This window comes from Spirosoma aerophilum, assembly GCF_054782495.1.
Window position 1 is genome coordinate 741,497 of record NZ_BAAGSJ010000013.1, and the last position, 19,813, is coordinate 761,309.

Annotated in this window: 12 protein-coding genes; 6 read left to right on the forward strand and 6 right to left on the reverse strand. The window is 50.1% G+C overall.

All coding sequences use genetic code 11. The features are described from left to right. Positions 1-273: 273 nt before the first annotated feature. Positions 274-2,643, forward strand: coding sequence for a hypothetical protein (locus ACYVK4_RS14560; RefSeq protein WP_461128250.1), 2,370 nt, complete (start codon positions 274-276; stop codon positions 2,641-2,643). 45 nt (positions 2,644-2,688) lie between these two features. Further along, on the forward strand, positions 2,689-3,141 hold the full coding sequence (locus tag ACYVK4_RS14565) for a RidA family protein (RefSeq protein WP_461128251.1): 453 nt from the start codon (positions 2,689-2,691) through the stop codon (positions 3,139-3,141). 17 nt (positions 3,142-3,158) lie between these two features. Here ACYVK4_RS14565 and ACYVK4_RS14570 read toward each other — a convergent pair whose 3' ends face one another. Then, positions 3,159-6,512 carry a methylmalonyl-CoA mutase family protein gene (locus ACYVK4_RS14570; RefSeq protein ID WP_461128252.1) on the reverse strand — a complete coding sequence of 1,118 codons (3,354 nt, stop codon included), beginning with the start codon at positions 6,510-6,512 and terminating at the stop codon, positions 3,159-3,161. A gap of 248 nt (positions 6,513-6,760) precedes the next feature. On the opposite strand from ACYVK4_RS14570, the gene ACYVK4_RS14575 reads away from it, so the two are divergent. Then, a complete protein-coding gene (locus ACYVK4_RS14575) occupies positions 6,761-7,633 on the forward strand; it encodes a TraB/GumN family protein (protein WP_461128253.1) in 873 nt (290 codons plus the stop codon). 200 nt (positions 7,634-7,833) lie between these two features. Here the strand turns inward: ACYVK4_RS14575 and ACYVK4_RS14580 are convergent, their stop codons facing one another. Continuing rightward, on the reverse strand, positions 7,834-8,283 hold the full coding sequence (locus ACYVK4_RS14580; RefSeq protein WP_461128254.1) for a hypothetical protein: 450 nt from the start codon (positions 8,281-8,283) through the stop codon (positions 7,834-7,836). Positions 8,284-8,573: 290 nt separating this feature from the next. On the opposite strand from ACYVK4_RS14580, the gene ACYVK4_RS14585 reads away from it, so the two are divergent. Both ACYVK4_RS14585 and ACYVK4_RS14590 read left to right on the forward strand, forming a co-directional pair. Then, complete coding sequence (locus ACYVK4_RS14585; protein WP_461128255.1) at positions 8,574-11,330, forward strand: PQQ-dependent sugar dehydrogenase; 2,757 nt, start codon at positions 8,574-8,576, stop codon at positions 11,328-11,330. A gap of 78 nt (positions 11,331-11,408) precedes the next feature. Further along, positions 11,409-12,728: a PQQ-dependent sugar dehydrogenase gene (locus ACYVK4_RS14590; protein ID WP_461128256.1), complete on the forward strand. Its 1,320-nt coding sequence runs from the start codon at positions 11,409-11,411 to the stop codon at positions 12,726-12,728. Positions 12,729-12,811: 83 nt separating this feature from the next. On the opposite strand, the gene ACYVK4_RS14595 is transcribed toward ACYVK4_RS14590, so the two are convergent. From ACYVK4_RS14595 to ACYVK4_RS14605, 3 genes are all read right to left on the reverse strand, one after another. Continuing rightward, entirely contained in the window at positions 12,812-15,004 is a 2,193-nt protein-coding gene (locus ACYVK4_RS14595; protein WP_461128257.1) for an alpha-galactosidase, read from the reverse strand. Positions 15,005-15,038: 34 nt separating this feature from the next. Then, positions 15,039-15,656 (reverse strand): cysteine hydrolase family protein, encoded by a 618-nt coding sequence (locus tag ACYVK4_RS14600; RefSeq protein WP_461128258.1) that lies wholly within the window; start codon positions 15,654-15,656, stop codon positions 15,039-15,041. Positions 15,657-15,746: 90 nt separating this feature from the next. Next, positions 15,747-16,577 carry a hypothetical protein gene (locus ACYVK4_RS14605; protein ID WP_461128259.1) on the reverse strand — a complete coding sequence of 277 codons (831 nt, stop codon included), beginning with the start codon at positions 16,575-16,577 and terminating at the stop codon, positions 15,747-15,749. Between the two features lie 209 nt (positions 16,578-16,786). Between ACYVK4_RS14605 and ACYVK4_RS14610 the strand changes: the two genes are divergently transcribed. Next, on the forward strand, positions 16,787-18,325 hold the full coding sequence (locus tag ACYVK4_RS14610; RefSeq protein WP_461128260.1) for a TolB family protein: 1,539 nt from the start codon (positions 16,787-16,789) through the stop codon (positions 18,323-18,325). 330 nt (positions 18,326-18,655) lie between these two features. Here ACYVK4_RS14610 and ACYVK4_RS14615 read toward each other — a convergent pair whose 3' ends face one another. Continuing rightward, complete coding sequence (locus tag ACYVK4_RS14615) at positions 18,656-19,582, reverse strand: sterol desaturase family protein (RefSeq protein ID WP_461129600.1); 927 nt, start codon at positions 19,580-19,582, stop codon at positions 18,656-18,658. Positions 19,583-19,813: the final 231 nt, after the last annotated feature.

Genomic DNA, 19,813 nt, shown 5'->3' on the forward strand with positions numbered 1-19,813 from the left:
TAAAGGTATAGTTATTGCTTAGTTCATACTAGTGAATAAACCTGTTAGGCACTGAACAGTAAAATTATAATTCCTGGAATTGATTCGGTTTTAACGAACCTTCATCATCTCGATTAGAATCAGCAATCCACCATGCGAAGTTTTATAGATTCCACCGAAGAAATGAGCAAACCTTTGATGAAAAGTATATCTACCAATCTATTATTTATCTGGAGTATTATCTTCCCCTTCTCTGTTTTGGCTCAACTAAAAGTTACTTATCCTATAAACAGGATGGTTGTTCAGCGCGATGCGGCCAATAAGGCGACAGTACAGGTGGCCGGTAGTTTTAGTCAGCCATTAGATTTCATAGAAGCGAGGGCCGTTGTCCGCGTCGCCGGGCAGGGAACGACCACGGCTTGGTCGACCATTGATACGAATCCATCAAATGGCCAGTTTAACGGGAGTTTTAACGTAGCTGGCGGGTGGTATAAGATTCAGGTACGGGGTTCGAAAAGCGGTAGAATCGTAGCCGCTGATTCCGTCGAACGATTTGGGGTGGGGGAGGTCTTTGCGATTATGGGGCACTCAAATGCACAGGGGTCGAGTTGTATTATCAATGGGGAAAACAAATGTCCGACCATTGATGGCGCATCGGATGAACGGGTAAATGTAATTGCTGTGAATCAAAAAGGGGCAACTGCAATTCAATACCTGAACACGGCCGACACACACGATTTACCCGGGTTGACATTCAGTCAGTTATTACTCAATAGTGGTACGTCGCCATTTGCCGAGATACCCTGGTTGTGGGGGCATATGGGCGATGAATTAGTGAAGCGGATTAATGTACCTGTTTTGCTCTATAATGCCGGATTTGGCGGATCTACCATGCAGTATACCTATTGGTCGGCCTATGACATACCTTTTTATCACTCATTTGTGCGCTATGACCTGCGAATGCCATTTGTCAACGTACGCAATCTCATGAATCTCTATGTACCTACAACGGGTATTCGGGGGGTTCTGATCCAGCATGGGGAGAACGATCGGGGCAATCCAACCGACTCGACTTACAAATATTATACCAAGGTAATCGATAAAATACGAACGGAGTCCAATAAGCCTAGTCTGGGGGCTATCATTGCCTTGTCATCATATGTTGGTGCCCGTTTTGATAATGTACGATCGGCCCAGTTTCAGGTTATAAACCGATCCAACTACAATGCTTTCTTAGGGCCCGATCTGGATAACATCAATTCTTTTGCAGATCGTCCGGACGGCTTACACTTTTCGCCATCCGGTCAGATGAAGGCGGGTGAATTTTGGGCGGCCGCCATTCAGGCGGTAGTGCTTTCGCTCACGCCTTACTCCGCCGAGCAGCAACCCCTGGCCAGCTTAAGTTGTGCCAGTAATAATCAATTGACATTGAGCCAGCCAACCGGCTACCAGTATGAATGGAATACAGGTAGTACAGCCCGAAGCCTGACAGTGGGAAGCGGTACCTACTCTGCCCGGCTGAAAAACGCGCAGGCTAAACTATTTTTCCCCCCCGGTATTGTGGTTCCGGCCACTGTTCAACCCGATCCGCCGGTAATTACAACCAGCAATGGAACCTGGAATATCTGTCGAACCACGGGATTGCAGCTTGCGTCGTCCTATGCCGGCGTGAACAACTGGAGTACGGGTATAAGCTCGACTTCCATAGTCGTAACACAGCCCGGAGTGTACACCCTTCAGGCCAAACATCCGGTATATAGCTGTTTGTCGAATGTCGTTTCACAAACGATTGGCCTGTCGGGAGTCTCGCTGAGCCTATCCATGGAGGCTTCCAGGCGAGTTGTGGCCATTAATAATCCTACCCAATTTCGACTGTTTGTACGAAATTCAAGTGAGTGCGATGCCGGGCCAGTCACAATAATTAGTCGTCTGCCGCCCAATGTATCGATCGTATCAATAGGCTCCAGCACCACAGCAAATAGCGATATGATTCGAACTATAATACCGGCATTGCCGGCAGGCTCCTTAATGAGCCAGGACTTTACCGTTAGGATGGATGCTGCTGGAAACTACCGAACCTCTGCCGAGATCATAGCAACAGCCAATACGGCTCTGAACGCGACGCTGAATAACGGAACCGGGAATGGAGAGAGCGATGAAGCGCAGATCGACTTAAGAACGATGACTTACTCACCAGCAGTCTATGAATCACCTAATCCCAATCAAGTCAGCTTGCCGATCGTTAGATCGAATCAACCTGCGCCAAACCCGGCGAAAGCCGATCTGAGTTTGCGGATACAGGCGACCCGCCAGGTGGCAGCGGTAAATCAACTCATTGACTTTACATTGGTTGTCGAGAATCAGGGGGGCTTGGCAGCAACCAATGTAGTCCTGCGTAACCTGCTTCCTGCCAATTTACAATTCGTGTCGTCGGCCTCAGGCATGAGCCAGAATGGTGCTGTTGTTAGTGCCACCATTAGTCAGATCGCGAGTGGTCAGACGGTTCGTGTTACATTTACGGCAAAAGTCATTAACAACGGGGTGATTACCAATCAGGCTCAGATTCAGAGTGCTGACCAATCGGATCCGGACTCGATACCGGGCAATGGGTATACGAATGGAGAAGACGATCAGGCAATTTTGATTTTGCGTACCTCTGAGTAACCTCTATATTTATAGAACGGACATCACTCATAAATCCTCATAAACATGTTTCGATTAATCTTTACGTTTCTGGTGGTAGCCGTACTGGCTTCCTGCGGCCAGGCCCAACCGGGTGATACCCCCCAGCTTTCGTCTGGCTATCTGTATAAGGTTGTACCCGGGATCGCCGGGAAAGAAGTATACATTTGTGGCCAACGGCCATTTAATGCCCAGGGGGAACTGGTGGGTGACGGTAATCTGGGACTGCAAACGAAACAGGTTTTCGAGAATCTGACAACCGCCCTGAAAACGGTGGATATGACCCTTCGTAACGTAACCCAGATTACGTACATGATCAAGAATGCCGCTCCTAAAGTTGATTCCGCTCAGGTAAAGGTCATCAACGCACAGGCGGCCAACCATCTGACGCAGGCCCCGGGACTTATAGAAATGAAAAATGTTGCCCAGAATGTGCGGGATGATGTGTTGATTGAAATTGAAGTCACCGCCGTCAAATAACCCATCGAACGAAGGGGCTACATGTTACGCCGGTAACGACCCCCTACGGCATACAGCGCGTTGGATAACTGACCCAGAGAGCAAACTTTGGTGGCTTCCATCAAACTGTCAAAGACGTTCCCGTTTGCCAGCGCTACCGCCTGCAAGCTGGCCAGCGCAGCACGGGCTCCGGCGCGGTTGCGTTCCTGAAACACCCGGCAGGCATCAACTGCGTACCGTTTTTCGTCGTCCGTTGATCGAATGACTTCGGCAGGTATGACCGTTGGTGAACCGGCTGGGTCGAGAAACGTGTTGACACCCACGATAGGCAGGTCGCCGTTGTGTTTCAGGGTCTCGTAATACATCGACTCCTCCTGAATTTTGCTGCGCTGGTACATTCGCTCCATAGCCCCCAGCACCCCCCCACGCTCGTTGATGGCCAGGAATTCCTGGTAAACGGCTTCTTCGACAAGTTCCGTTAACTCCTCAACAATAAAAGCACCCTGCAGCGGATTCTCGTTTTTTGTCAAGCCAAATTCGCGATTGATAATCAGCTGGATAGCCATGGCCCGCCGAACGGATTCTTCGGTTGGCGTTGTGATTGCTTCGTCGTAGGCATTGGTATGCAGGGAGTTGCAGTTGTCGTAAATGGCGAGCAGTGCCTGCAAGGTGGTCCGTATATCGTTAAAACCAATTTCCTGAGCGTGTAAACTTCGGCCGGAGGTCTGAATATGGTATTTCAGCTTTTGCGAACGGTCGTTGGCCTTGTATTTAAAGCGCATCGCCTTCGCCCAAATTCGGCGGGCTACCCGCCCCATTACGGTGTATTCGGGATCCATGCCATTCGAGAAAAAGAAGGACAGGTTGGGGGCGAAGTCATCAACGTTCATGCCCCGACTCAGGTAGTATTCCACAAACGTGAAACCATTTGAGAGGGTGAATGCCAATTGCGAAATCGGGTTGGCGCCTGCTTCGGCAATGTGATAGCCCGAAATAGAAACAGAGTAAAAATTCTGAACCTTGTTATCGGTAAAATACTGCTGAATGTCGCCCATCATTTTGAGCGCAAATTCGGTGGAGAAAATGCAGGTATTCTGTGCCTGATCTTCTTTTAGAATATCGGCCTGCACTGTTCCGCGCACTTTCCGAAGTGTTTCGGCTTTAATCTGCTGGTACACGTCCGGCGGCAGAACCTTATCGCCCGTGGTGCCCAGCAGCAGCAGTCCCAGTCCATCATTCCCTTCGGGCAACTCGCCCTGGTAGTTCGCTCCGGTGTTCAACAACTCGTGCGTCCTGCCTTCCGCTCGCAGCCATTTCTCGCACTGCTGGTCAATGGCAGCATTCAGGAAAAAGCCCAGCAGCATGGGCGCAGGGCCGTTGATGGTCATGGACACCGATGTTGCCGGGTCGCAGAGGTCGAAGCCGGAATATAATTTCTTGGCATCGTCGAGGGTGCATACACTAACGCCCGAGTTACCTACTTTTCCGAATATGTCGGGACGCATGGCCGGGTCTTCTCCATACAACGTTACCGAATCGAAGGCTGTTGAGAGCCGCTTGGCTGGTAGACCGTTCGATACATAATGGAACCGCCGATTGGTGCGCTCCGGTCCGCCTTCGCCCGCAAACATACGGGTGGGGTCTTCACCTTCCCGCTTGAGTGGAAAAACACCGGCAGTAAAGGGAAACTCACCCGGTACGTTTTCGGTCAGAAGCCAGCGCAGTACATCGCCCCAGTCGTGGTATTTAGGCAAGCTTACTTTCGGGATTTTGAGGTGGGAAAGAGTTTCGGAGAACAGCGGCTGGCGAATAACCTTGTCACGAACAGTAAACTCATAAAAATCGGCGCTGTATCGCTGCTGCATGGCGGGCCACTGCTGCAGCAGGGCGCGACAGTGGCTGTTTAGCTGCCCGTCCAGGCTGGCGATCAGTCGTTGTACTTCCTCTTTTCCTGTTCCGTCGGTCAGCAGTTGCAGCGTTCCCTGGAGTTGGTACAGTTGCCGGGCAAGGGCCGTCTGCTCGTTTACAAACGCATCGTACCGGCGGCTTTCCTCTACTATCTCAGCCAGATAACGGACCCGATCGGCCGGGATGACCGGGCTTGGTGCAGGCGTTGTGATGTGGGGTAATGGTGTACGCTCGTTTGTCTCAGGTGCCATGCCCAACACGGTCATCAGCCGATCGAACAAGGTGTTCATACCCGCATCATTAAACTGCGAAGCAATGGTGCCCAAAATAGGCAACTCATCATCGGCAACATCCCACAAATTGTGGTTGCGCCGGTACTGTTTTCGCACGTCGCGGAGGGCATCGAGCGAGCCGCGTTTATCGAACTTGTTGATGGCAATGACGTCGGCGAAATCGAGCATGTCGATTTTTTCCAGCTGCGTAGCCGCGCCATACTCTGCCGTCATCACATACAGGGTTTTATCGGCATGATCGGTGATCTCGGTGTCCGACTGTCCGATACCGGATGTCTCGACAATAATGAGATCAAACGGAGCTGACTGACATACATTAATGGCATCCTGCACGTGGCGGCTCAGGGCCAGGTTCGACTGCCGGGTGGCCAGCGACCGCATGTAGACCCGGCTGGGTGAATCTGCCTGGGGCGAAATGGCATTCATCCGAATACGGTCACCGAGCAGTGCCCCGCCCGTTTTTCGTTTCGATGGATCGACTGAAATAATGGCGAGTGTTTTATCGGGGTAGTTTCGTAAAAAACGAAGCACCAGTTCATCGACCAGCGATGATTTTCCGGCCCCTCCGGTCCCCGTAATACCCAACACGGGCGTAGGGGGCAATAGCTCCGAAGTAGAAAGCGACGGGTTCTCAGTCCGGGTGAACGCGTCCGAAAACTGCCTGGGAAACTGGTCCGGGTGGTTCTCAGCGGTCGTGATTAAGCGGGGAATAGTCGTTTCATCCGGCGACAGATCAAAATCGCACTGTCGAAGCAAATCATCGATCATACCCTGTAAGCCCATTGCCCGACCATCATCGGGCGAGTAAATCCGGGCAATGCCATAGGCATGGAGTTCGTCAATTTCAGAAGGGAGAATGGTGCCGCCCCCGCCCCCGAAAATTCGGATGTGCCCGGCGCCCCATTCGTTCAGCAGATCGTACATGTACTTAAAAAACTCCACATGCCCGCCCTGGTAGCTGGTTACGGCAATGCCCTGCACATCCTCCTGAATGGCACAATCCACAATGTCGACCACCGATCGGTTATGGCCTAGGTGAATGACTTCGGCACCGGAGGCCTGCATAAGCCGACGCATTAAATTGATAGCTGCATCGTGCCCGTCGAACAAAGAGGCTGCCGTGACAATGCGAATTTTATGGGTAAAGAGCTGCGTTGAAGACGAAGCCGCTTTGGTTTTTTGCGCGATCATAAAGTAAACAAATGCGGCCAGAAAACAGAATGAATCGGTGGATGAACGGCCCTGTTAAAAGGAATTTGGATAAGTGGTATACTCCGTTTTCTGCCAGTGCCAAAGGTACGAACTCCCCCGGAAAGCCATCTATCCGACTTGATCTTACCGTTTATCCAGTAAAACGAAGTTGTGGTGTTATTTTTTATAAATGGACGATCAAAACGAATAGCTTTGCTTTTGATCGTCCATAAATTGTGGATATGTGTATGAAGAAAAGACTGATTGCTCAACTGATTTTGGCGCTAACGGGCTCGCTGACCATGGCGGCATTTGCGCAGGATAAAGCCTTGCTGTATGAATTAACCGGCCCCGGTATTGCAAAGCCCTCGTATTTATATGGCACGTTCCACCTCATTTGCCCCGCCGACCTCCAGATTACGGATGTCATGAAGAAAGCCATTGGCGACGCGCAACAGGTGTATCTGGAGCTCGACATGGACGACCCCGCCATGATGGGCAGCATGCAAAAAGCCATGCTTCTGCCCGGTGGGCAAACGGTTAAGGATTTGCTTAAACCGGAGGACTATACTGTTCTGGATACCTATCTGAAACAGAAAATGAATATGGGTCTGGCGCAGTTGGGTATGCTTAAACCCATTGGCCTGATGTCGATGATGTACATGACGATGCTGCCCTGCCAGCCTGCTTCGTACGATATGACCTTTGCGCAGATGGCCGCAGCCGAGAAAAAAGAAGTACTGGGGCTCGAATCGCTGGAGGCAGAACTGGCCGCTCTGGATAAAATACCCCTGACCGAACAATTGAAAGGCCTGGTCGACATGGCGAAAAACCCGGATGAAGCCCAGAAGGAATTCAACGATCTGATTGCCGTTTACAAAAGCCACGACATTGGCAAGCTGATGCGTACAATGAATACCAGCAAATTCAGCGGGGGCGATTTCACCCAGTTTGAAGAAAGCCTGCTGGGCGAACGAAACGCCAACTGGATTCCGGTGATCGAAAAAGCCGCCAAAGAAAAACCGACCTTTTTTGCCTTCGGTGCCGGGCATCTGGGCAACGAAAAAGGGGTCATCAACCTGCTCCGTAAAAAAGGATATACCGTTAAGCCAATGCAGTAGTAAGAGTGTATTCTTTTCAAAAAGCTGATTAGGCCAGACAAGCTCAACGGTTGTCGGTCTAATCAGCTTTTTGCTTAAAATCAGGTTCGCCTTTTTCAATCGTCTGCAAGACAGAAGAAAAGGGCGGCTTGTTTATTCGCTTCGTTAAGAACGTCTGGTAAGTGAGTTTGTCGTCTACTCGTCGAATAGGGCGGGCCTGCTCACAGCCTTTTTAACTTGAAAAGCGTTTCCCGTGGCTGACCTGCTGGCGAATAAGCATAGCGGAACACATTCTCTTCCTCACAAGTCATCGTCATAATATTCGATGGCTGTCCGGGAGCTAACTGGATAGCATAGCTAACACAGCCCTTTCTAAAGCTGGTGATACTTAACTGCTGGGTAATACTAGCATTTAAGTAGGTAAGACTATCGACCGTTTTGCCCTGTAGGCTGGTCCGTAGCTGCACCGTCACAGTATTCGTAGTGACTCGATCAATCGTCATCGAAATAACATCAAACTGGCCCTGAGAAGCCGGTACTGTAAGCCGGGCTTCATAACGCCCTGCCAACGTAACGGCGGGCTCGGGCGGATTAAATGTGTTTTTTGTGCACGACAGGCTACCGGCAAGGGCAAGCAGTATAAGACCACGACGACAGTTGAGATTTCTCATGTTTGAATGTGAATATATTCAAGCTTAAAACGTGAAATCTGCCGTTCTTTATATAGAATCCCGTCTCGTTTTCAAACGTCGCAAAAGCATATACTGATCAACTGAATTGCACGAGTTGCCCGTTGGTCGCGAATCTGGAAACAGGTTAACGGTACTAAAAATAGCTGACGACAGTTGATGTCAAAGCTTTTTGGGTAGTAACGATTAGACCGGGCTGGCAGATTGCTTTCAATAGGAAGGTCTCGTATGATCAACTTTCTTTAATGCCTGAATAAATCTCTACAAACTTCATGGTTTCTTTAATCAACTATTTATCGCTGGGTGGCGCGTTTGCCGGTGTACTGGGTTTGCTGGGTTGCTGGACGGGTGAGCCGGAAAAGCCCCGAGCTACCATCAGGGTCGAACAGATCGATACCACCAACCGTCCGGAGGAAAACCGCTTTACCAAAACAGTTTTGTCCAATGATCTCAATGAGCCCATGGAACTGGCTGTTGCTCCCGACGGGCGCGTATTCTTTGTCGAACGGGGTGGTAAATTTTATATGTACGACCCGGTTCAAAAGAAAACCCGGCTGCTCTACGATTTCCCGGTAAAAGCCGTCGACAAGTATCTCAATGGGTTGCTGGGCATGACCATCGATCCAAATTTTGCCAAAAATCACTACCTCTATTTCTTCTATACCATTCAGGATAAGGAGGATACCCGGCAACGTATTGCCCGGTTCGTCATGAATGATGACAACACCCTCGATATAGCCAGTGAAAAGTCCATCATCGAATTTCACATCGATCTGGAAGTGAGTGCCCATACGGGTGGGTCGATGGCCTGGGATACCCACGGCAATCTCTTCATTTCCACCGGCGACAATACGGTACCTTTCGAGTCGGCAGGTTTTGCGCCCATCGATGAGCGGCCCGGACGACTGACGTTCGATGCCCAGCGGTCGGCGGGCAATCCCAATGATTTGCGGGGTAAAATCCTGCGTATCCATGTTGAAGCCGATGGCTCATATACTATTCCCGACGGCAATCTATTCCCGAAAGGAACGGCTGGGACTCGCCCTGAAATTTATGTGATGGGTTGCCGTAACCCCTACCGTATATCGGTCGATCCGGCCACATCGATCGTCTATTGGGGAGAAATTGGGCCCGATTCCGGCACTGATGGGCCGCAGGGGCCACGCGGGTATGATGAATTCAACCAGGCAAAAAAAGCCGGAAATTACGGCTGGCCTTATTTTGTGGGTGATAGCAAAGCCTATCACCAGTATGACTTTGCCAGCAAAGATGTGGGCTCGTTATTCAACACCATGGCACCTGTCAATAACTCGCCCAATAATACCGGGGCAAAGCAGCTGCCGCCAACCACGAAAGCGATGGTCTGGTACCCCTATAATAAGTCGGATGAGTTCCCCGAACTGGGGGTTGGCGGACGCTGCGCTATGGGTGGCCCGGTCTACCATTACAATGCCGCGCTTCAATCCAAAACGAAGATTCCGGCCTACTATGACAAAGCGTTGTTCATGTATGACTGGATGCGCAACTGGGTCTTCGCCGTGCGCCTGGACGATCAGCAAAACTTTAAGGGAATGGAGCGCTTCATGCCGGCTACGGGTGACTTCCGTCGGCCCGTCGATATGGAGATCGGTCCCGAAGGATCGTTCTATATGCTCGAATACGGTTCGGTTTATGGGATTGATAATGACGATGCCCGTCTGGTTCGGATTGACTTCAACCCCGGCAACCGCGCACCCGTTGCCAAGGTGACGGCTAAGGACACTATTGGTCTGGCCCCGCTGACAGTAGCGTTTACGAGCAAAAGTTTTGACTTCGACAAAACGGATAAGCTAAAATACCAGTGGCGTTTTGAGGGAAATAAAGTGGCCTCTTCCGAAGCCAATCCAACCTACACCTTTCGTAAAAATGGTATTTACACAGCTTCGCTGACCGTAACCGACCCATCGGGCAAGTCCAGCACATCGACCCAGACCATTAAGGTTGGAAACAACATGCCGCAGGTTGCTATAGCCACGTCTGACAACAGTACCTTCTTCTTTCCGAACCAGATGCCCTTTCACTATTCAGTGGCGGTATCGGACAAGGAGGATAAGGTCATTGACAAGAAAAAAGTAAACGTGGCGTTGACGTACATTCCTAAAGTAGCGGGGAATGACCAGCAGATGGGCCATCAGCAGATTTCGGCATCGTATAATTTAGGGAAGTCGCTGATTGCCGGAAGTGACTGTAAAGCCTGCCACCAAATAGCCGCCAAGTCGGTTGGCCCTTCGTTTACGGATGTAGCGAAGAAGTACCACGACGACAAGACCGCCGTTGCCAAGCTGGCGAACAAGATCATCATTGGGGGTGGGGGCGTTTGGGGCGAACATGCCATGAGTGCTCACCCGCAGCTGTCGCGGGAAGAAACGACCGAGATGGTGAAATACATTTTCTCCCTCGCCAATCAACCCACCGATAATCGGTTGCCGCAACAGGGTAGCGTGGTTCTGAAAGATCATGTGGGCAACGAGGCATCGAGCCGCTATATCCTGACCGCTTCCTATACCGACAAAGGTAGTGTGGGCGCTCCGCAACCGAAGCTAGCCCTCGCAAAAAGCGATGTTTTGGTCTTGCGCCCGTCGAAAGTGCTGGGCGCCGAGGCCGACTCGCTGAATAATATCTCGATACAGGGGAAGCGGCTGGGGAACATCCATAACCAATCGTTTTTTGTGCTGAAGCGCATTGACCTGAAAGATATAGATCGACTCACCTACCATTATGCCTCGAAAGATCAGAATGCCACGATTCGCGTTCACACCGATTCACCGACGGGACCTGTTATCAGCACTGTAAATTACACGGCTACCGGTGATTGGAAGAACTTTTCCGATGTGAGTGCGGCTATTCAGAATCCAGGCGGTAAGCACGATCTGTATTTCGTATTCGAAAAAACAGAAGGCCCCGGCAAGAATCTGTTTTCCCTGGAATGGGTGCAGTTTCAGGGAAAAGAAATGGCTGTCAACCAAAACGCGAAGCAATCTGGGAAGTAAAATGGAAGCCCTGATCCTTTTTACACACAATGTTGCCACTTTTAGTAAAAATCAAATTATACTGATTACCCCAAATTCATGACTAAATCGTATGTTTTTATTGCCTGTCTGGCTACCGCTCTGCTTTCGGGTGAGGGATTTTGCGGACAGACCAGCGTTCCGCCGATAAAGGCCAAAAGTCCGGTTAAACCATCCATAACGGGGGCCGAAGTAAAACTGCCGTCGGGCTTTGCCGCCACTGTTGTAGCGGAAGAAGTGGGGGCTGCCCGACATATTGTGGTCACTAAAACCGGTGATATTTATGTGAAGCTGGCCAAGCTCAAAGATGGTAAAGGTATCTATCGACTGCGCGATACGAACAAAGATGGCGTCGTTGACGAACGGATAGGCTTTGGCGATTATCCCGGAACCGGTATTTTTATTCGGGATGGATATATGTATACCTCGTCCAACAACAGCATTTTTCGATATAAACTGAATGAAAATCAGGAGGTCGTCAATCCGGATGCCCCGGAAAAACTAGTCTCCGGCCTGCGGGAGAAAGACCGCGATAAGTCGAAGTCAATTGCGGTGGATAACAAAGGAAATATTTATGTGAACATTGCGTCGGACAACGATGCCTGTCGGGTGGCGGGTACGGGAAAGGGCATGATGCCTTGTCCGCTGCTCGATTCGGCAGCGGGTATCTGGCGGTTTAAAGCCGATGTGCCGGATCAGCCGTTTGACAAGGGCGTCCGGTATGCCACGGGCCTGAAAAACGTGGTGGGCCTGGATTGGAACAGCAAGACCAATTCCCTGTTTGTTTTGCAGCACGGCCGGGGTAAGTTCGATGATTTCTACCCGCAATATTACACGCCCAAGCAAAGTGCCGAGCTGCCCGCCGAAACCATGTTTGAAGTCCATCAGGGCGACGATGCCGGCTGGCCCTATATCTATTATGACCATATCCAGAAGAAGAAAATTCTGGCCCCAGAGTACGGCGGGGATGGTAAAAAGACCGGAACGGCTAAGACCATCGACCCGGTGGCTGCATTCCCCGCGCACATGGGACCGAATGGACTGTTGTTTTATACGGGAACGGCGTTTCCGGCCAAGTACCGGAATGGGGCGTTTATTGCCTTCCATGCCCAGTCGCAGGAGTTGCACAAGGGCTATTTAATCGGGTTTGTGCCTTTTAAAAACGGCAAGCCATCGGGCCCCTGGGAGATTTTTGCGGATAACTTTGCCGGGACGGATCTGGTGAAGCCAACCGGCCCGGTTCAGCACCGCCCCTGCGGACTGGCACAAGGACCGGACGGGTCATTATATGTAACGGACGACCTGAACGGTACGCTGTTTAAGATCAGCTATCAGGCGCAGGCACCCGCTAAAAAAATGACGGCTTCGCAGGGTAAATAAGTACGACTTATACGAATTTTGTTTAACGAATAAAGGCCATCAACTTGACGTTGATGGCCTTTATTCGTTAAACAAAATGCTGTTTATTTTGCCTCACTCACTTCCAGCACAACACTCGTCCGACGGGTGTCGACTTGCGGGTTGAAGCCAATGGTCATCAGGTAGTTACCCGAATAAGTAGCCGGGGTTGCATTGATGCGGGAGGTTGTGCCCGGATAAACATTCAACTCCTGAATGCGGTAAGTTTTAGCCGGGTCCAGACCGTTGAGTTTAATGGGAGCCTGACTACCGGCTTTATAGCGGGAGTTGACCAGATAGGTGAACCATACGGCCCGATCGCGGGACTCGCTAACGTACACAGAGGAAGCCACATCATTGGTGTATGGCGATGAAAGCCGGTACAGATCTCCCTTCCAGATGACATTTTTAATGCTCTCATAAGTCTTTAGTGCCTGCTGGCTAAAGGCCAGTTCAGGCTCAGTCAGTTTGCTTACCACAATATCGTACCCAAGTTTTCCCATCATAGCCACGTCCGTACGGAACTTGATGGGCTGTTTGCCCCAGTCCGTCACGTGGTTGCAACTGGCAATAGACGGGAAGAAATAGGAGTAATTCCACTGGATGAAAATCCGTTCCTGCGCGTCGGTATTGTCGCTGGGCCAGTATTCGGTAAAGTATTTCAAGGCACCGTAATCGACCCGGCCACCGCCACCGGAGCAAAGCATCATGGGCAGGGTAGGGTACTTGGCCCGAAGCCGGTCAAGCACTTTGTAAAGCCCCTGAACATAGTCGACGTAGAGGTTCGACTGGTTCTGAATAGTAGCCGAATAGGCATTGTAAATAACGGCGTTACAATCCCACTTGATAAACCCAAGTGTTGGGTTTTTGGTCATCAGATCATTTACGACCCCATAAACGAAATCCTGAACCTTCGGATTTGATAAATCCAGCACCAGCTGATTGCGGAAATAATACTCCGACCGGTTTGGTAATTTAATCACCCAGTCGGGGTGCTTCTCGTAAAGTTCACTTTTAGGACTCACCATTTCCGGCTCCAGCCAGATACCAAATTTGATGCCGGCGTTTTCGGCTTCTTTAACCAGATAGCCGAGTCCATGTGGCAATTTCTTTACGTTTTCCTGCCAGTCGCCTAACCCGGTCTGGTCATTGTTTCGCGGGTACTTGTTTGCGAACCAGCCATCGTCGAGCAGAAACAGGTCGACACCCAGCTTTTTGCCGTCCTTGAACAGTTCACCGAGTTTCTGTTCGTTGAAGTCGAAATAGGTGGCTTCCCAGTTGTTGAGCAGTGTCAAGCGGTTGCCTTCACCCTGTGGAATACGGTGTTTGCGGGCCCAGCGGTGCAGACTCCGGCTGGCACCCCCTTTGCCCTGCGTGGAGTACGTAAACAGGAATGCGGGGGTAGTAAACTCGGTGCCGGGGGCCAGCGAATAAGCCGACGCATAGGGATTGATTCCGGGAATGATGCGGAGGTTATGCAGGGGATCGACCTCAAACGCAAGCTGGTAGTTGCCCGACCACGAAAGCGTTCCGGCAATCACCTCACCCTGTTCTTCTTCGGCGGGTTTGTTCATCGAGACGAGAAAGGAAGGAGGCTGAAAAAGATCCGCGCGGGTGCCTAGTTTCGAGTCCAGTATTTTAATGCCCTCGGTAAGCGGTATCTCACTCGGGTTCATCTCATTGGCCCAATCGCCGTGGAAGTGCGTCAGGTAGTAGTTTTGGGCCGGAATATAAAGATTCGCCGAGGCATACTTATGTAGTGTTACCGGCTTCTTTTCGGTATGCCGGATGGTGCTCCATTGCTCGATCACGTCTTCATTCTGGTACGCTTTATAATAGAGCGTTACCTCAAATGGATACTGGGGGTCTTTGAGGTAGACTTTGGTTAGTACCACCCCGTTGGCCATCGACTGGCTTTCATGCCGAACGTATTTCAGATCGAGTGATGGGTTTCCATCGGCATGGGTCACCTGAATGGCCGGCTCCAGCAGGTTGCGGCTACCGGCAGGGGTATAGGCTGAATTATAAATTTCCGTGTAATCTTCCCCGCGTTTTCCCCGGGCCGGGATGGCTGCATACTCGGCTGTATTTTGCAGTTTAGGCCCCAGATGAACTAACGTCGGCAGCTGGTCTTTATCGATCCGGATAACGAGAGCTGTCTTCTGAGTTTCGATGGCAATGTGCGTGTCGCCGGGGGCGGCAAGTGTCGAACAGGCGACGAACAGGCAAAAAAATAGGGACAGACAGCGCTGTTTCATTCGTGAGTGGGTAAGTAGTGAAAAGTCGGTAAATTTACGTAACACGTTCCATCTCCTGACAAAGTGCAGCCAGATCAATTTTGTCGGAGGGTGTCGTATCGGCCTGAAGTACGCGTTTCATATACGCCAGGGCATCGTGGGAATGGTCCGGATTGATTGACGCTACACAATCGGAAGGGATCGAAATCTTTAAATCGCGCATATAGGCGTCATTCGCCGAAAAAAGCACACAGGAGTCAGTACTCAGCCCCGTCATGATCACGTGCTTCACCTGCAAATACATAAGCAGCATATCCAGCGTGGTTTCATAAAAAGCAGAATTTTTAGGTTTGAGGACAAAGTAATTGTCTTTGTCGGGCTGTAGCCGTTCCGCCAGATACTGCCCTCTAACCCCATCGTTCAATACATGTTCGACTACCTCATTAAAATCTGATCGCCATTTACCAAAGTTGTCATTGGCATAAATGATTGGAATATTCAGTTCCTGGGCGCGTTGTTTCAGCCGGGCAATAGAATCGGCTACCCGACTGGCAGGCTCCAGCAATTTATCCCCACCCGGAAATTCCAGGTCATTGATCATGTCGATTATCAATAAGGCAAGGGGCGAAGAATCAGGCGCATTGCCGTGTAAGTCGTCCTGTTTCGTTTTCATGGTGGTTCGCTGAACGGTTGAGTTCGTTTAGTTTACAGTTGTAGTTAAACAAATTCAGAACCGTTATTTCCCACCCAGGCCCCTGGATAATTAGTTGGCGGGCTTCGTCGTGTACTCCATAAACCGGTATACTTCCTGCCGTGTCACATCAAATAACTGGGCTGTCTGACTACGGAGTTGCTTATAGGCCGGAGCCGACATAATAGGGGTAGGTGTATCGGCCAGCACCGGGTTGGCAACGGCTCCCAGACTGGTAACATACTGGGCAATACTGAATTCATAGCCCTTTTCGCTGCCATTGGGAATCACCAGCGACGAAAAGTCCCAGCCGAGTAGGTTGCCACGTTTGATACGTTCCTCACTTAACTTCTTTAGCTGGCCAACAACACCATCATAATCAGCTCCCGGATTCCGACGCTTAATTCGCTCTATAATCATGAACTGGGTGCCGTCGGGAGCAAACTTTGGCGCAAACGTACCATCGGTTATTTCCCAGATTTCGATCTTTACGACAGGCGCTGTCTGGCGGTCCCGTTTTTGCAGATCAGCCATTTTAATTTGGACACTATCACCGTAAATGCGGGCCATGGCTTCCGGCGATGCGCCTTTAATGGCCATTTCGGGCGTCACGATTCGGGTCACATAGTCGTATTCCGTTTGATTTGGATTAGAGGTAAACTGCTTGACGGTCATGTACCAGCCTTCCAGTTTGCCTTCGTCTACGGCCGCCTGATTAATCTTTCGCCATTCCCGTTCCACGGGTAACGCATCCTGAATGGTTAGCCCCGGTGATAACTTATGGTATATCAAATACATGTACTTTTTCTGCGGGACTTTGGCCTGTGCCTGCCCGAGATTGGGTACCAGGATGAGTGCGTTGAACAGAAATGTAGTGGTTAGCAAATGGACTAAACGGATCATTGACTGAATTGGTTAGGGACGGGATTTCAGGGATGCAAGTAATCCAAAAAGGCCATTTGAAGAGAATATACTACCGTATCGGGTGTAAACCGGCTATTCAGGAGGTGGCAGGAAGGTCTTTAATTCTGTTTTAATCGGTAGATTGTTCAGTGAGCCGCTTTCATGTGTATTCCTACATCTAAATAAGTTGCCATTAGATAACCTACTTGATGAAAAATCGACCATTAACCCTGCTCTCTTTTTTAATCAGTTTAACCGTACTCAACAGTATAGCTGCGCTGGCTCAAAAGCAGAATCTTGGCCTCTTTGAGGGGCATGAGGACATTGGCGCCGTGCTTAAGCCCGGTTCGGCGATGTACAATGCCAAAACGCACGATTACGAACTCTCCGGGTCAGGTTACAACGTCTGGTTCGACCATGACGAGTTTCATTTTATGTGGAAACGCATGAAAGGTGATTTTGTCCTGTACACACGAGCGTCGCTGATAGGCAAAGGGGTTGACCCGCACCGGAAAGTTGGCTGGATGGTACGAACCAGCCTCGACCCCAAATCTTCCCATATCAACGCCGTGACCCACGGCGATGGACTGACATCCCTTCAGTTCCGACGAACCAATGGTGCGAATACGGAAGAAGTGCGCTCGAAATTGACTGGGGCCGATGTTATTCAACTGGAGCGAAAAGGCAATACATACACCATGCGGGTGGCTAAATTCGGTCAACCCTTCGTCACAGAACAGGTGGCAGATCTGCCACTGGGAGAAGAGGTATACGTTGGGCTGTTTATCGGGTCGCATAACAAAGATGTGCTTGAACGGGGTGTTTTCCGCGATGTGCGCATCAGTACCCCCGCCTTCGATGGGTTGGTACCGTATCGTGATTACCTGGGCAGTAATCTTGAAATTCTGGATGTGACAACGGGCGATCGGAAGGTTATCTACAACTCACCTAAATCGCTGCAGGCCCCCAACTGGATGCCAAACGGAAAAACCCTGCTGTACAACAGCGATGGCCTGATCTATACGTTTGACCTCGCCAAAGGAAAACCCTCACTGCTGAATACGGGTGAAGTGAAGAACAACAATAATGACCACGTTTTATCTTTCGATGGAAAGATGCTTGGTCTGAGTAGCGGGGTAAAAGAACTGGGAGGATCTATTGTTTACACCGTGCCCGTAACGGGAGGAAAACCTAAACAGATTACACCCATAGGCCCTTCCTATTTGCATGGCTGGTCGCCGGATAAGAAGACGTTGATTTTTACGGGCTCACGGAATAATGAGTATGATATTTATGGCGTACCATCTGCCGGTGGGCCTGAAGTTCGCCTGACCGAAGCGAAAGGCCTGGATGATGGGCCTGAATATACACCCGATGGCAAGTACATCTATTTCAACTCGACCCGAAGCGGTAATATGCAGATCTGGCGTATGAAAGCTGATGGCAGTGAGCAGGAACGGGTAACGAACGGGGAATTTCACGACTGGTTTCCACACATCTCACCCGACGGAAAATGGATTGTGTTTGTTTCCTTTTTGCCGGAAGAGGTGAAGGCGGATGAACACCCGTTCTACAAGCACGTCTACTTGCGGATGCTGCCTATCTCGGGCGTAGGTGAGCCCAAAGTGATCGCGTACATATACGGTGGCCAGGGGACTATCAATACCCCGTCGTGGTCGCCGGACAGCAAAAAAGTTGCCTTTATCAGCAATTCTGGTGAGGCTAGCCTCAGCCCGGTAGAGAAATAAGGTTTCCGTTTGCTGCGTATTATAGATGTCGCAGACATCCTGAACAAAGGGCAGGTATCTCAATGGGTAATAAAAACAGGTTGGGGTTTTGGGGCAGTTATCAAGACTGCCCCAAAACCCCAACCTGTTTTTATTAACATCAAAAGCCTTGGCTTACAGCGGCCCTGTTGACTTATTTACGCCTTCGGTCATAACCTGCGTCCACCGACCTTTTGTAAGCCTTAAGATATTTCAGCGAAGTGAATCAAGCCTCTTGAAAAACTAAAAAGTCAATAAAAACGGTAAGATTGCGCAAGCTGCCTAATTAAATTGCCTGTGATACAGCCAGTTTTAACGAGCCGTTAGTTCTGGATTTTCATTGATCAACTCTTGCTTTTCCTGGGCAATTTTCACTGGACTTCCGAAAATAAAAAACAGTTTTCGGCGGAAACCACGAGCCTTTTTGACGTCGGCAATGATATCTGCCACCTCGTGAAAATTGATCATGAGCGGATTGGCTTTTTGGGTGATATTCGTTGTAATGCCGTAGATAGGTGCTTCTTCTTCAGGCTGATAGGTGCCAAACAGGCGATCCCAGAAAATGAACGTAGCTCCGTAATTTTTATCGATATACTTAGGCTGCGAACCATGATGTACCCGATGGTTGGAGGGTGTCGCAAAGATGTATTCGATCCACTTTGGTAAACGGCGAATGTATTCAGTATGAACCCAGAACTGGAACAGGACAGCAATCTGGTTCGTCGTGAAGAAAATAATCGGATGAAATCCCAGCAAGGCTACGGGTATGAAAAACACTGTTTTCAGGTTCTGAATCCAGCTCAGCCGGAAGGAAACGCTCAGGTTATAATGCTCTCCCGAATGATGAACCACATGGGTGGCCCACCAGAATCGCTGTTCATGGGAAGTACGGTGTGCCCAGTAACTGGCTAGGTCGAAAAGGATATAGCAGGGTATGAACGTCCACCAGTTTAAGGCCATCCGCCAGGGCAGATGATTGTAGATCCAGACAATGCCGTACAGGAGCGCGAACTTGATCGCTAAACCGATCGCCACGGAACCGATACCCACCAGCACAGACCCAATAGTTTCCTGCTTATCGTAATAGGGTTTTTCCTGTTTATAGGTGATGTACATTTCCAGGCCCGTAAAGAAAAAGAGCACAGGGGCAGCCCAGAGAATTAAATTAGGGGCAGCTTTTTCAATCGTTGAGAGATGCTCCATCGGAATTTGGGGAGCGCCAAAAAAAGATTCATCCATCATTTGCCAATACGATACGAGCTTCCCCGGTCCTGGTCGTTACCGTTCACCTACACTGAAGGCGAAAACACTAAGAATACTCTGTTGATAGGGTATTAAGCAAAAGTGCTACTGACTTGTTAGAAAGAACTTATATAATTCTTAGATTTTGCTTAGGAACATTCCAGGTGGGGGGCTGCACTCGAAACGAATTACAGGAGCTGCATCGGAGATACTTGCTGCCTGGCTGAT

Excerpts from the sequence above, each read along its gene's own strand:
- ACYVK4_RS14560 (WP_461128250.1), top strand. The coding sequence starts at position 274 with ATGGTTGTTCAGCGCGATGCGGCCAATAAGGCGACAGTACAGGTGGCC.
- ACYVK4_RS14565 (WP_461128251.1), top strand. The coding sequence starts at position 2,689 with ATGTTTCGATTAATCTTTACGTTTCTGGTGGTAGCCGTACTGGCTTCC.
- ACYVK4_RS14570 (WP_461128252.1), bottom strand. The coding sequence starts at position 6,512 with ATGATCGCGCAAAAAACCAAAGCGGCTTCGTCTTCAACGCAGCTCTTT.
- ACYVK4_RS14575 (WP_461128253.1), top strand. The coding sequence starts at position 6,761 with ATGAAGAAAAGACTGATTGCTCAACTGATTTTGGCGCTAACGGGCTCG.
- ACYVK4_RS14580 (WP_461128254.1), bottom strand. The coding sequence starts at position 8,283 with ATGAGAAATCTCAACTGTCGTCGTGGTCTTATACTGCTTGCCCTTGCC.
- ACYVK4_RS14585 (WP_461128255.1), top strand. The coding sequence starts at position 8,574 with ATGGTTTCTTTAATCAACTATTTATCGCTGGGTGGCGCGTTTGCCGGT.
- ACYVK4_RS14590 (WP_461128256.1), top strand. The coding sequence starts at position 11,409 with ATGACTAAATCGTATGTTTTTATTGCCTGTCTGGCTACCGCTCTGCTT.
- ACYVK4_RS14595 (WP_461128257.1), bottom strand. The coding sequence starts at position 15,004 with ATGAAACAGCGCTGTCTGTCCCTATTTTTTTGCCTGTTCGTCGCCTGT.
- ACYVK4_RS14600 (WP_461128258.1), bottom strand. The coding sequence starts at position 15,656 with ATGAAAACGAAACAGGACGACTTACACGGCAATGCGCCTGATTCTTCG.
- ACYVK4_RS14605 (WP_461128259.1), bottom strand. The coding sequence starts at position 16,577 with ATGATCCGTTTAGTCCATTTGCTAACCACTACATTTCTGTTCAACGCA.
- ACYVK4_RS14610 (WP_461128260.1), top strand. The coding sequence starts at position 16,787 with ATGAAAAATCGACCATTAACCCTGCTCTCTTTTTTAATCAGTTTAACC.
- ACYVK4_RS14615 (WP_461129600.1), bottom strand. The coding sequence starts at position 19,582 with ATGGATGAATCTTTTTTTGGCGCTCCCCAAATTCCGATGGAGCATCTC.